Consider the following 13,481-nt stretch of genomic DNA (forward strand, 5'->3'; position numbering starts at 1 on the left):
AACTCAGGCTTTAGACTGAGTATTTTGTATCAGCTTCAATAAAGTCTGAGCGGCGGCTTCGGCAAAAGCCGGACTATTGATTTCCTCGTCCATGAAAGTGACCGGAACCTTGGCGTGTTCGGAGATGGCAGAGAACAGTGCTTTGTCGGCGTCGGGGTCATGAAAATCTTTTCCCTCAGCATTGATCACGCTGAGAGCTTTGCGTGGAATCAGAATCTGGGTAGGTGCAGGGTTGGCGTTGGCTTTCTGCGCGAGGATGCGGCCGATTTTGGCATTTTCTTCGGCAGATGTGCGCATCAGGGTCACCTGTGGATTGTGGATGTAGAATTGGCGGTCGGCGTATTGTCCAGGCACAGAATCCCGTTCCCCGAAATTGGCCATATCAACACAGCCCGGCGCGATCACGGCGGGTACTTGCGCCTTGCTCATGGCATCCATGCGCTCCGGTCCCGCAGATAGGGTGGCTCCCACAACTTCATCGGCCCATTCGGTGGTGGTGAGATCGAGCACGCCGCTGACCATGCCACTTTCGATCAGCGATTCCATCGTGCGTCCTCCGGTCCCGGTAGCCGCAAATACGAGCACTTCGTATCCAGCTTCTTCGAGGATGGGTTTGGCGTGGTTGATGCATTCGGTTGTGTTACCAAACATGCTGGCAACGATCAGAGGTTTTTCGCTGTCATTGTTTTGTTTGGTTTCCACCATGCCGCAGATGGCTCCCGCGGCCCTGGAAAACATCATTTTGGAAATTCGGTTCAGCCCGGCGACGTCGACGATGCTCGGCATCATGACGATGTCCTTGGTCCCGACGTAGTGGGCGGTGTTACCGCTCGCCAGAGTGGAGACCATGAGTTTGGGGAAGCCGATCGGTAGGGCACGCATCGCTGCGGTGGCTAGCGCAGTTCCTCCGCCACCACCGAGTGAGATGATGCCATCGATTTTGCCTTCGCTGACAAGCTTGGATACAAGAACTGGTGCGGCCTTGGACATCGCAACCATGCAAGCGCCCCGATCTTGTTGATCGATTAGTGCTTGGAGGTCCAGCCCTGCAGCCTCGGCGATTTCGTAGCGGCTGATATCCGGGGTGATCTGTGGGGTGCCGCCCGTTCCGAGATCGATCAACAACACCTTGTGACCTCGGGTATGAATTTCTTCAGCGAGGAAGGTGTGTTCTTTTCCTTTCGAATCGAGGGTGCCGATGACTGCGATGGTGGCCATGATTTGATTAAGCTTTTCGTTTGACTGGGATGGATTTGAACTGGCGGGTCAACTCGGTGAGTGGATTCTCCACAGCCATACGTTCCAGGCTGGATGCTCCTACGAATCCGACGGCATCACTGTGCTCATTGACGTAGGCGGCGTGCTCCGGTGTCAGGATGGGACCGCCGTGACTCAGCACCAGTGTGCGCGGATTCACCGAGTGGGCCGCCTCGCAGATTGATTGTGTGGCCGCTACGGCATCGTCCATGCTGCACGTGGCATCGGTGACTCCGATGGATCCTCCGACGGTGCAGCCGACGTGGGCGATGATGACATCGGCACCGGCTTCTGCCATATCTTTGGCCTCCTCGGGGGTAACGACATAGGGCATGGTAAACATGCCCATTTTGTGAGCCAGAGCAATCATCTCGACTTCTTTCTGCACACCCATGCCGGTTTCTTCCAGCGTCTGGCGATAGTGGCCATCGACGATGGTATGGGTGGGGAAATTGTTGACGCCGCTGAAGCCCATGTCTTTGACCTGGCCGAGGAAGTGCCACATACGCCGGCGGGGGTCGGTTGCGTGGACTCCACAGATGACCGGGATTTCCTCGACGACCGGGAGGACTTCGAATTCGCCAATTTCCATGGCGATGGCGTTGGCGTCGCCGTAGGACATCAAGCCGGCGGTTGACCCTGCTCCGGCCATGCGGAAGCGTCCGGAGTTGTAGATGATGATGAGGTCGGCACCGCCTTTTTCGATGAATTTGGCACTGATGCCGGTCCCGGCACCGGCGGCAATGATGGCTTCATTTTTGGAGAGCGTGTTTTGCAGTCGCTCGATCATTTCGTCGCGTGTGTAGGGGTTTCCTACTCCTGTCCATGGGTTCGGCATATTGAAGAATGAGAGTTGAGTTCCTATTCTTACGTCTGAAAAATGCTATTGCAATCAAGATTGAAGCACGATTGCATATCACAGATCCACATTGATGGTGGTATAAGCAAGTAACGATGACGATAGGCCGTAAAAAGAAAGCGATGGCAAACGATAAGGCATGCGGGCTAGGAAGCCATGGATGGGACGAGGATGTTCACATCCTGGGTGAGGGGACCCGCCATGTGGTGGTGGCGGCGGATGATTCGGACTCCCGTGCCTGGTTGGCTGAAGCTCCACGCTGTCCCTTGCTTGCGCAGGATAACATCCTGCATACGGGTATGATGTGGGTGGAGTCGGGTTTGGAAGTGATTCGGACGGATCAGTCGGGCTCGTATTTTATGGCCTGCATGGGTGGGATGGGAGAGGTGATGTTTGACGGTGGTTGGAAGCGCTTGCGTTCTGGCCAGGCCTGTTTACTGCCACCTTTTGTTATGAATGCCTTTCGGTCGGTTCCCGGGAGCCCGTGGTCATTGATCTGGGTGCGTTATTTGGAGCAGCGGGATGTTGTGCCCTTAGCGACTTCTCATTCTCCGGTGCGTGGGGATTTTGACTATGCCCCCATGAAGGCGGCGGTCGAAGGCTTGCATGCCGAGTGTATCGGCGGTCAGGGACCGGCATTGCTTCATTTATGGACGGAGTTGATTCACCAGTATGTGTTGCGTTTTTCCCAGCCTGAGCAGAGCGACAAGCGGCTCTGGAAATTGTGGAATGAAGTGGAAAAACATTTGGCCTACCCGTGGACGTTGGGAGAGCTTTCTGATGCCGGTCACCTCAGTGCGGAGCACTTGAGGCGCCTGTGTAAAAAGCAGCTTGGGCGGAGCCCGATGCAGCATCTGACTTTTTTGCGGATGAAACAGGCACGCCACCTGTTGAGCACGAGCGACGAAAAGATCGAAGTCATCGCCCGGGCCGTTGGATATGAAAGCCCGTTTACGTTTTCCAATACCTTCAAAAAGTGGGTTGGTTGGCGGCCATCTTCGCTGAGGCCGCGGTAGGGTCGCTTTGTGAACGCCCTATTTTTTCTCCCAGTTGAATTTGAACGTGTCGTTGGTCGTACGGGCTTTATCGAAGGTTTTTTTCACCGTGTCGATGAGTTCGGGGTGTTGTTTGGAAACATCCTTTTCTTCGCGTGGGTCCTTTTTCAAGTTGTAGAGGGCGATGGGAGCATCCTTGTTTTTTGAGGCTTTGAGTTGGATAGCTTTCCATTGTCCATCTTTACCGAAGCGCAAGGCACGCTTGCCTCCCTGTTCCATAAACTCCCAGTAAAGATAGGCGTGCTTTTTCTGGGGTTTTCCGAGGAGTTCAGGCAGGTAGGAAATGCCATCGAGTCCTCCTGGAGTTTCGGTGCCACTGATCTCGCAGAGGGTGGGGAAGACATCCCAGTGGGCGGAGATGTGCTCTGACTTACTGCCGGCTTTGATGGTGCCGGGCCAGCGGACGAGCAGAGGGGTGCGGATGCCTCCTTCGGAGAGGGCGCGTTTATGGCCGCGCATGCCACCGTTGGAGTTAAAGAAGTCGGGCATGTGTCCACCTTCGCGGTGGGCCCCGTTGTCAGAGGTAAACATGACCACCGTGTTGTCGTCGATGCCGAGATCCTTGATCAGGCTCATCAGACGGCCGATGTCTTCATCGAGCAGAGTCATCATGCCGGCAAACATGGCAGCCGGATTGCGGACGTTGGGGCCGGCGTAACGGCCGATCTTGTTTTCAAACTGAGGAAATTTTTTCCGGAAAGGGGCGGCGTATTTTTCCGGCACGTGCATGGCGGCGTGTGGAATGGTGATGGGCAGGTAGCAGAAAAAGGGAGCTTTTTTGTCGCTGCCTTGCTCTTTGATCCATGCGAGGCACTCGTCCATGATCAGCGTGTGGGAGTATGTTTTTCCATCGAGTGTGATCTTGGTTTTATCATCGTAAAGCCAGGTCGGGTAGTAGGTGTGGGCGTTGCGTTGGCAGTTGTAACCGTAGAAGCGGTCGAACCCCTGATTGAGAGGGTCTCCTTCAGATCCAGGGTAGCCAAGCCCCCATTTGCCAAAGGCGCCAGTGGCGTAGCCATGTTGTTTAAGTAACTTGGCGATGGTCAGGGTATCGGCGGGCAGTGGTTTTTGGCCGACAGGTTTGACTTCCGAGTTTCCCCGGATCGGCGTGTGTCCGGTATGCAGGCCCGTCATCAGAACCGAGCGAGTCGGGGCGCAGACGGTTGAGCCGGAGTAGTGGTCAGTAAACTGCATGCCTTCAGTGGCCAGTTTATCAATGTTGGGGGTCTGAAATTTTTCCTGACCGTAGCAGGAAAAATCTCCGTAGCCGGCGTCATCAAGCAGGATGTAGATAATATTCGGTTTGTCGGCAGCGATGGCGGAGCCGAGCGCGAACAAGGCACTGCTCGCGAGTGTGAGAAGGTGGCGGGTCATGAGGATGAGTGGATTGATAAAAAAGTGACTTCGGGGGACTTTCCCCGTGGCAAGTCATACGCGGGGACTTGTTGGATTATTTCTTGGCTTTTTCAGGCTTTGGCATGATCGGGCTTTGCATGTCCTGGAGATCGGCGGGTTGCACCCCTTTGACGTGGCCATTCATACGGAAGGTGGTCGGTTGATAGGGGCCGACGAAGCTGATTGCGTTGTCGGGCCGGATGGCTTGTTCCAGTCCCGCGGCCCAGAAAATACCATTGACGATCATCCGGCGGTAGTTCGGGTCGAGGATGTCTTCGGACGCCCCTTGGGTTGAGTGAAACACGCGTGCCTGCTTGCCATCTTTGGCGGTGTAGTGCCGAGTCCAGGTGGATGGCATCGGTGGTTTTTTCGGGTCGGGTTTGGCATCGGGCTGCATCGATACCAGTGGCTGGCTGTTGGTGAGCACGGTGAAGCCTTCACGTGGGTTTCCAACGTATCCTCCGGCGTGGCAGAATGCGTTGTCGTTTACTCCCCGGAGGATCGGGTGTTGTTTTTGTTCCGGGATGAGTTGGATGCGAGTCCCTTGTTTGTGGTTTTTGCCGTAGTGCCCGACCCAAGTGTTGCCGAGGATTTGATGCCCGAATCCTTTTTCGTAATCTTTGCCTGAGTATTTGAAATCGAACCGTTCGTAGGTGGACCCTTTCGGGATTTTGAATGCATGGGACGAGGTGCGAAGTCCGACGACGGGGCCGCCGCGCTCAAGGTAGTCGACGATGTGTTTCATCTGGGCATCCGGCAGGTTGAGGAAGCGGGCAAAGATGACCATGAGGTCGGCCTGTTGGAGTGCTTCCAATCCAGGAATGTTCGAGGCTCCGGCCTGGATGTTCCCCTTGTTGTCCAAACCAAAGAGCACGGTGCATTGGAATCCATGGTGTTGGGCGAGGATGCGGGCGATCGCCGGGCAGGTCTCTTCGGATCGGTATTCGTGATCCGAGGCGACAAAGACGATGTGCTTTCCTTTTCCCGGGCCGTTGTCGCCTTGGTAGGTGATTTGCGCGGAGAGAGTGGTGCTGAGTACGGTGCTGACGGCGAGGATGTGTTTGAGAGGTTTCATGGTTGTTGGGTTATTCAGGTGAGCCATGCGTGGAGGCTGAAGGAAAGGATGAGGATTCCGGAGAGTGTGATGGAAATGATGAGTGAGAGAATGAGCGAGAGCCAGAACAAGGGATTGGCCATGAGGCTCAGTGATTTGATGTTTCCTGTGAGTGTGAGAGCCTGATCTGCACCTGAGGCCAGATCTTTGATGATGCCTCCGATGAGGCGATACGTTTTCCAGCGGGTGATGCTTGCAAATTGGTGGGACATGATTTCCCGGGCTTTCTCCGGGTGGGATTCATAGACCCGGATGATGCTGTCTTTGAATGCTTCCAAATGCTGCGGGGCCTCACGGAGTTGACCGAGCATGTGGGCGTAAAAGGCCAGCAATACGGCCGGGGTGGCTGTGATTAGAGCATACACGAGGCTCAGGATCCAGTGAGCATCCTGCAGCAACATGAGGTAAGCCAGCCCTGCGAATAGGCAGAAGAGGGAAAGCCCGAGAATCAATCGGACAAATCTGAGACTGTGCCGGGCCATGCTTGCTCCGGCAGACAGCAACAAGTTCAGGTAGGAATACAGCGGGTTGTCCTGTTCTTGGGACAACCCGCTGTTGGATGAATGTTTGCTCCTTGGCTCCTGTTCGGAGTTTGGCATGTTTTAGTAATTTAATTTTGCCAGTGACTTGGGCAGGAACAAGCCATCCTTGCGGATGAGTTTGCCGTCGAAATAAATTTCGCCGCCGCCGTAGTCTTTGCGTTGGATGGTGACCATGTCCCAGTGGACTTGGGAGCGGTTACCATTATCGGCATCTTCGTAGGCCTGCCCCGGAGTGAAGTGGAATGACCCTGCGATTTTTTCATCGAAGAGGATATCGCGCATCGGTTCTTTGATTCCGGGGTGGAATCCGAGGGCAAACTCTCCAACGTAGCGGGCACCGGGATCGGCATTGAGGATACGGTTGAGTTCTTTGTTCATCCCGGGAGATTCGGCTTTGACGATTTTGCCTTTTTCGAATTCGAGGCGGATGTTGTCGAAGGGGATCCCCTGATAAATGGTTGGGGCGTTGTGGGTGATGACGCCTTCGACGCTGTTTTTGACGGGTGCGGTGAAGACCTCGCCATCGGGGATGTTGTAGTTGCCACCGCAGACGATCGCCGGGATGTCTTTGATAGAAAAGGTGAGATCGGTGCCTTTGCCGACGATATGCACCTGGTCGGTTTTTTCCATCAGGCGCTTCAGTGCGTTCATCGCCGGTAGCATGGATTTGTAATCAGCCAGACAGACATCAAAGTAAAAGTCTTCGAAGGCTTCGGTGCTCATACCGGCTTGTTGGGCCATGGCAGGGTGGGGCCAGCGCAGGACGCACCACTTGGTTTTTTTCACCCGGTGGTCCATCACTTTACGCATCCGGCTCATGATGGTTTTCATTTTTGCTGCCGGGACATCGCTGGTTTCACAGATGTTATGAGATCCACGGATGGCGATGTAAGCGTCCATGTCCTTCATTTCGCTGAGCTGGTGTTTGGCGATCAGGGCATACTGGTCGTCGGTGGCACCTTTGGCCAGTTCGCGTCCGATGCGGCCATTTTCCAGTTTGACGACCGGGATGGCTTTTTTTGCCCGAATTTCACGGACAAGGCTGATGCCGAGTTCTTCGGGAACATCGAAGAGATGAAGCATCACTTTTTCCCCTTTTTTGATCGAGGTCGAGTAGCGGACAAGTTGGCGGGCGAGTTGGGCAATTCGTGGATCTTGCATACCGTTGAAGATTTTCCACTGAGCGAGAATGTCAAGAGGATCTCGCCGCCAAGAGCTTTTGAGTAAGGCCTCAGGAGCAATGGTTTGCTTTCATATACTGTTCGATGGCGAGGCGAATCCCCTTTGCCTTGTCGAGCGTCTCCTGGTATTCGGCCGCAGGGTCGGAGTCGGCGACGATGCCGGCGCCGACGTGGTATTGGAGATGGTCGTTTTCCCGAACCAGCGTGCGGATCGGGATGTTAAACTGGCTTTCCCCGTTGAAGCTGACATAGCCGACGGCGCCGGTGTAGAGGCCGCGGGGAACGGGTTCCAGCTCATTGATGATTTCCATTGCCCGTTTTTTCGGAGCTCCGGTGATGCTGCCTCCGGGGAAACAGGCTTTGAGTGCCTGCCAGTGGCTGACCTCTTGTCGCAAGGTGCCGGTGACGGTGGAGACCAGATGATAGACCTGCTCGAGGGTTTCCAGCGCCAGCATTTCGGCGACGCGCACGGTGCCGAAGTCACACACTTGCCCGAGATCGTTGCGTTCGAGATCGGTGATCATGGTGAGCTCTGCATTTTCTTTTTCCGAGGCGAGCAGTTCGTTGGCATTGGCGGCATCCGTCACGGAGGTGGAACCACGGGGGCGGGTGCCTTTGATGGGGCGGGTTTCGATTGACCTTCCGCTCATGCGCAGGAAGGTTTCCGGGGAGGAGGAAAGGATTTCCCGCTTGTCGAGCTGCATCCAGCAGGCAAGGGGTGCCGGGCTACTGGTCCGGAGGTGTTGGTAAAGTGGGAATAGAGATCCACCTCGCGCGGGGGCATGGAACGACTGGGTCAGGTTAACTTGATAGATGTCACCGGCGGCGATGTATTCGTGGATGGCCCGCACCTTGGACTCGTAGTCGTGGCGGGTCATTTCAGCCTGGAAGGAACCCATCTCGGGAGATGCTGAGGTGTCTGTTGCTGGTCGTAGTTCTCGGGCAAGGTTGCCACACTGCCACCATTGCTTGCGATCGTGTTGATAGATCAACATTTCGGGGTAGATGCCAAAGCAGTAGTCCCCTTCATAATCGACCCATCCGCAGGCAGCTCCGGCAGGGAAGCCGATCGAGGGCGTGTGGCATTGGTATTGTTCAAGTGCTCGATCGAGGGCCTCCGTATCGCTGATATGTCCGCGGAGAATGTCGACGGGGCGGGCGGCAATGATGGACACCGGAGGGTGGCTGCGTGAAGGCAGGTTGCCAGCCGAATCAAAGAACAGCATTCCGGGAAGGTGTTGCAAGGCCGCAGCAACCTGTTCCGGTGACCCGATCTGGTTTTCTGGAAGATATTCCTGAAGCCGGACGGGTTGGGGTGGGGGTGCTGATGTGGCTTGTTCCGGATGTGTGGCCATCGCGGCGCTATAAAAGTTGAAATGGCGCCGGGATCAAGCGGAATGCCGAGGAATATCGACATTTTTGCTATTTGGGCAATCGACCCTGTGAGGGTATTCTCCCATTCTCTGAGGCATTATTTCGGAGCTGTCCCTCCCTTTGTCAGGGTGTCGATTTGATCCAGCAGGCGGGCGCATGTGCCTTTCATGGAAAAGATGATGTTGGTGGCGGATTTACTGATGGTGTACTTGCTTGCCGAGTCACTGGATGCCCGGCGGGACATGGTGGCGAGGCGGCGGTACTCGTTGACCAGAGAGAGCGTTTCTTGATAGAGGTCGTCATGGGACCGGTCGACGATACGTTCCATGGCGTCAAGTTGCTCGCGGTAGTCGCTGTGTCTTTTTTTCAGTTCTGATGATGAGGGCAGATGCTTATCGATTCCAGATGACAGGTGTTTTTGCACATTTCTGATGATTGGGCGAAGTTCGTGAGCCAGGGTGACTTCGCTGATGCGCATTGGGCGTTTGCCACTTCCTTGGAGGAGCAGGGCGGAAGCGGAAAAGTGGTTCGGGTTGAGGCTTTTGATTTCAGTCAGGCGCTTGCGGACCGCTTTGTTGACTGCGAGTTTGGTTACGTCGTTGGTGCGGGTAAGGCTTTGGATTGATTGAAACAGTTCGTCGGCCTTGGCAATGGACTCCGGGCTGGTTTTGACGGCTGCCTCCATCGCCTCATCGAGGTTTTTGGCTCCGTAGACCTCCCAGGACGTAAAGAAATCAGGCTCACCATAGACCAGAATCTGAGTGAGCAGTGATGCGCTTTCATGGGCGACGATGAGCCGTCCTCCGGTTTCTTGTTCACGAAGGATTTTGAGTAGTTTCCAGAAATTGCTCGGCTGTTGGAATGAACCGTTCGTCTGGAGGGATGCGCAGACGTAGACGTCTTCCCGAATGGGGCGGTTGCTGGCCGAGGCTTCGATCATGAGGGCAATGGAAGCTGCGAGTACATCCCGGTTGGACAGGGCGTAGGTGCCTTGATCGACAGTGACATCGACTTGGCTGGGTTTGAGTTGGGGGTGACGTTTGGCGATGACTTGTTTGACCACGTCGGGGATCCAGGATGCCAATTGCTTTTGTTTACTTTCCGAATCGATTTTTTGGTAGGGGATCTTGGGTGAGATATTGATTTCGAGTGATTTGCTGTGAGCCGCACCCGGGCTGCAGCTGAGGGAAACTTTGCAGGGGCCTTGTTTGGTGTTGGTTTTATAGCGCTCGATGTTGAGTTTGGGGTCTAGGTATTTGTGTTTGGTTTCGGTTGAAATGGCAAGGTGGCTTGCGAGTTTGGGGATGTGAAGGGAGGTTTGCTGTGTGGATTGATCTACGGTTTCTTTGGGCGGGGCGGCCTCTCCAGGGTCGGGTGTGACCACCGGGTCAGGGTCAGGGCGTGTGTTATTGTCGGCTACTGCGGGAATTGGTTTGGACGGTTGATAGGCGGAGATGGCGGGGATGACGCCATTCCATTGCGCGCTGTCGGGTTGGGCTTCGGTGTCTGGTGTGAGGGCTTGATTGATGTCATCGAGGCATTTTGAGAGCTGGTTGGCATCGGGGCCGGCATCTTCGCTGGCGAGCCAGGTTTTGTAGAACCGAAGTTGTGAGCGGGCCTTGGCGAGGCTGGCCTGATCCGGGTGGGGCGCTTGTTTTCCTTTGCTGAGATCGATATCGATCTTACGAGCCTGTTGGTTGGTTGGATCGAGCTGGATGGCGAGTGCGAGCATCTGGGCGCTTGCCCGCTGTTGTGCCGGTGATTGGTTGTGCTCACGGCTGGCGATCAGGACCAGCTGTTTGGACATTTCTTTCATGCTGTTGACCTTGAGGGGGACTTTTTCGAGCTGAAAGAGCTCTTTTGAGAGGTCGGGTCGCAGATACTTTGCGGCGTGCCCGCTCTCGTAGAAAGCCGTGAATAGGGTGATCACGATGAGGGTCAGTGTGCGTATGGAAGAAGCGATCATGGTATCTATTGCTATACGACGGTATTGAGCGTTCTATTTCAAGCCCTCAATTGCTCAATTCGGGGGATTCTGTGGACAATCCGCTCTCGGTCGTATTTTGTACGTGATGTATGGGCCCGGATATGGTTTGCATCGTGCGTGACTTCGCCCGCAGAGCCCTTGATCCAGTACTTGCGTCAACTTGAGACGTCCGGCCAGACGCATGTGCATGTGGATGACGAAGCCAGGCAGTTGTTGCGCGCTTTTTATCGCCGTGCACAGGGAGGCCAGGCATCGGTAGCCTCACAAGCAGCAGCTGTTCCAACTGTTGTGGGCGCTGGTGGATCGGATGCTTCTACTACGCGTGCTCCGTCCGAACTTGCTGCGCCGGTGGCCTCGTCTGCAGCATTGCCGGAGATTCAAGGGGATTCTCCGGAGCAATGTTTATCTGGCTTAAAAGCCCAAGCTCAGGATTGGGCTCCGGCGAAGGCTCTCGGTGGGTTTCGTCAGACGATGGTGTTTTCGTCTGGAAATCTGGGAGCGGATTTGATGCTGGTGGGGGAGGCTCCGGGATTTGACGAAGAACGGCTGGGTGAGCCCTTCGTCGGCATGGCAGGCCAGAAATTGGACGCCATCTTACGAGCAATGGGAACGGACCGACAACAGGTGTATTTGTCCAATATCTTGAAATTCAGGCCCCAGATGCCGAATCAGACGGTGAACAACCGCAAACCGACCGCCAAGGAGTTGGAGGTGTGGTTGCCATTTCTTCAGGCGGAGGTGGAGCTTGTCCGGCCGAAGGTGATCATTGCTCTCGGCGTGACGACAGCTCGTGCCTTGTTGGGCTTGGATCAGTCGGTTGAGGATATGCGTGGGGAGTTTCATACCTATCGTGGTACGCCCTTACGGGTGACGTTTCACCCGTCTTATATCCTGAATGATGAGGCGACACCCGAGAAGCGGATGTTATGGGAGGATATGCTGGCTGTGATGGAGCGCCTGGGGATGCCGATCAGTGAGAAGCAACGAGCTTATTTTAAGCGTTAGTTTTGTAAAATTGATGAATACGGTCAGGGATTTAAAATTGTTAGTTGTTACGGTGGGAGGAACCATCGACAAGGTGTACTTTGACGCGAGTTCTGAGTATGAGGTCGGGGATCCGATGGTGCCTCACGTGTTTCAGGGGACGCATGTGTCATTGGATTATTCAGTGTTACCTTTGATGCGTAAAGATAGTCTGGAGATGACAGGCGAGGATCGGCAGATGATACGGGAAACCTGTGAGCAGGCTGACGAATCTTGTATTCTTATTACGCATGGAACAGACACCATGGCGGATACGGCCGAGTATTTGATGGGGATCGAGGGGAAAACGATCGTGTTGACCGGAGCCTTGGCTCCTGCCCGCTTCCGGGAGACGGATGCCATCTACAATCTGGGATGTGCTACCGGCGCGGTACAGTCGCTTCCTCCCGGGGTGTATGTGACCATGAACGGTCGGGTGTTTCCCGCTGGGCAGGTTCGTAAAAACCGTGCGGCGCAGTGTTTTGAGTGGGTTGAAAAGCATTAAGTTTTTAGTAAGCTATGGCCTCAGTCACCTTGCATCATTTGGAAAAAACATACCCCGGGGAGGGGAAATCCAAGCAGGTGCTGGCAGTTAAAAATATTGATTTGGAGATTCGGGACGGTGAGTTCATGGTTTTGGTCGGGCCTTCCGGCTGTGCCAAGTCGACCACGCTCCGGATGATTGCGGGCCTGGAAAGCATCACAGGCGGTGAAGTCCTGATCGACGGTCGATGTGTCAATCGGGTGGCGCCGAAAAACCGGGACATTGCCATGGTCTTTCAGAACTATGCCCTGTATCCACACATGTCCGTGTATGATAACATGGCGTTTGGCTTGAAATTGCAGAAGCTGGGCAAGAAGGAGATTCGTGCCAGAGTGGACGAAGCGGCCGAAATCCTTGGTTTGGAGTCGTTGCTTCAGCGTAAGCCCAAGGCTCTGTCAGGAGGTCAGCGTCAGCGGGTAGCTGTGGGGCGTGCCATTGTAAGAAAGCCCAAGGTGTTTTTATTTGATGAACCATTGTCGAACCTGGATGCCAAGATGCGGGTGTCGATGCGTTCCGAGATTATCCGGCTGCATGAACGTCTTGGCGCGACGATGATTTACGTGACGCATGATCAAACGGAGGCGATGACCATGGGAGACCGGATCACTGTGATGCATGAGGGAGAAATCATGCAGGTGGATACGCCCTTGAATTTGTACCACCGACCGGCCAACCGCTTTGTCGCAGGCTTTATTGGGAGCCCGCAGATGAATTTTATCCCTGGGGAAGTGCAGAGCCGTGACGGACATTTGTGGTTTATCGAGCACGGGAAGGGGGGCTTTGAGTTGGAACTGCCGCAGCCCCGCTTTGATCGGGTGGAAAACCGCCGCGTGGTGCTCGGAATTCGTCCTGAGGACATTGCTTGGAGTGAGCGGCGAGGGATTGGAGTGAAGATCCGGAATACCGAACCCATGGGGGCGGAAACCTACGTGCATTGTCGGAGCGAAGCCGGTGCCGAAGTGACGCTTCGGGTTGATGGCGATTGTTTGTGTGAGGTGGGTTCCAGTGCGTCCATTGACTTGGTCTCCGAGAGGATTCACTTGTTTGATGCCAATAGCGGACAATCCTTGTTAGCTGAAGAGCTGGGTAGTGCGTAATGGATGCGTCCGTGCTCTTGTGGATTCGTTAAGCATGGGCTGAATATCGGGCA

The 13,481-nt window shown here is 54.9% G+C and carries 12 protein-coding genes; 4 read left to right on the plus strand and 8 right to left on the minus strand.

Annotated elements, in window-relative coordinates:
* Positions 1-3: 3 nt before the first annotated feature.
* Together HW115_RS06705 and HW115_RS06710 are read right to left on the minus strand one after the other, a co-directional pair.
* Positions 4-1,218, minus strand: a complete 1,215-nt coding sequence (locus HW115_RS06705; protein WP_178931816.1) for a Tm-1-like ATP-binding domain-containing protein — start codon at positions 1,216-1,218, stop codon at positions 4-6.
* Between the two features lie 7 nt (positions 1,219-1,225).
* On the minus strand, positions 1,226-2,095 hold the full coding sequence (locus HW115_RS06710) for a phosphoenolpyruvate hydrolase family protein (protein ID WP_178931817.1): 870 nt from the start codon (positions 2,093-2,095) through the stop codon (positions 1,226-1,228).
* 116 nt (positions 2,096-2,211) lie between these two features.
* On the opposite strand from HW115_RS06710, the gene HW115_RS06715 reads away from it, so the two are divergent.
* Positions 2,212-3,132, plus strand: coding sequence for a helix-turn-helix transcriptional regulator (locus HW115_RS06715; RefSeq protein WP_227021329.1), 921 nt, complete (start codon positions 2,212-2,214; stop codon positions 3,130-3,132).
* An 18-nt stretch (positions 3,133-3,150) separates the two neighbouring features.
* Here the strand turns inward: HW115_RS06715 and HW115_RS06720 are convergent, their stop codons facing one another.
* From HW115_RS06720 to HW115_RS06745, 6 genes are all read right to left on the minus strand, one after another.
* Complete coding sequence (locus HW115_RS06720) at positions 3,151-4,545, minus strand: arylsulfatase (RefSeq protein WP_178931818.1); 1,395 nt, start codon at positions 4,543-4,545, stop codon at positions 3,151-3,153.
* Between the two features lie 76 nt (positions 4,546-4,621).
* Positions 4,622-5,641, minus strand: coding sequence for a ThuA domain-containing protein (locus HW115_RS06725; protein ID WP_178931819.1), 1,020 nt, complete (start codon positions 5,639-5,641; stop codon positions 4,622-4,624).
* A gap of 14 nt (positions 5,642-5,655) precedes the next feature.
* Positions 5,656-6,279, minus strand: a complete 624-nt coding sequence (locus tag HW115_RS06730) for a hypothetical protein (RefSeq protein WP_178931820.1) — start codon at positions 6,277-6,279, stop codon at positions 5,656-5,658.
* 3 nt (positions 6,280-6,282) lie between these two features.
* A complete protein-coding gene (locus HW115_RS06735) occupies positions 6,283-7,383 on the minus strand; it encodes an aminopeptidase (protein WP_178931821.1) in 1,101 nt (366 codons plus the stop codon).
* 70 nt (positions 7,384-7,453) lie between these two features.
* Positions 7,454-8,758 carry an aminodeoxychorismate synthase component I gene (gene pabB, locus HW115_RS06740; RefSeq protein ID WP_178931822.1) on the minus strand — a complete coding sequence of 435 codons (1,305 nt, stop codon included), beginning with the start codon at positions 8,756-8,758 and terminating at the stop codon, positions 7,454-7,456.
* 116 nt (positions 8,759-8,874) lie between these two features.
* Positions 8,875-10,743: a hypothetical protein gene (locus tag HW115_RS06745; protein ID WP_178931823.1), complete on the minus strand. Its 1,869-nt coding sequence runs from the start codon at positions 10,741-10,743 to the stop codon at positions 8,875-8,877.
* A gap of 138 nt (positions 10,744-10,881) precedes the next feature.
* Here HW115_RS06745 and HW115_RS20040 point away from each other — a divergent pair, with 138 nt between their 5' ends.
* From HW115_RS20040 to HW115_RS06760, 3 genes are read left to right on the plus strand one after another with little or no spacing between them, the layout of a single operon-like run.
* Positions 10,882-11,769 carry a uracil-DNA glycosylase gene (locus tag HW115_RS20040; protein ID WP_319609279.1) on the plus strand — a complete coding sequence of 296 codons (888 nt, stop codon included), beginning with the start codon at positions 10,882-10,884 and terminating at the stop codon, positions 11,767-11,769.
* Between the two features lie 13 nt (positions 11,770-11,782).
* On the plus strand, positions 11,783-12,292 hold the full coding sequence (locus HW115_RS06755; protein WP_178931824.1) for an asparaginase domain-containing protein: 510 nt from the start codon (positions 11,783-11,785) through the stop codon (positions 12,290-12,292).
* Positions 12,293-12,306: 14 nt separating this feature from the next.
* Positions 12,307-13,428: an ABC transporter ATP-binding protein gene (locus HW115_RS06760; protein ID WP_178931825.1), complete on the plus strand. Its 1,122-nt coding sequence runs from the start codon at positions 12,307-12,309 to the stop codon at positions 13,426-13,428.
* The last annotated feature ends 53 nt before the right edge of the window (positions 13,429-13,481 follow it).

Source organism: Oceaniferula marina, from assembly GCF_013391475.1.
GTDB lineage: Bacteria > Verrucomicrobiota > Verrucomicrobiia > Verrucomicrobiales > Akkermansiaceae > Oceaniferula > Oceaniferula marina.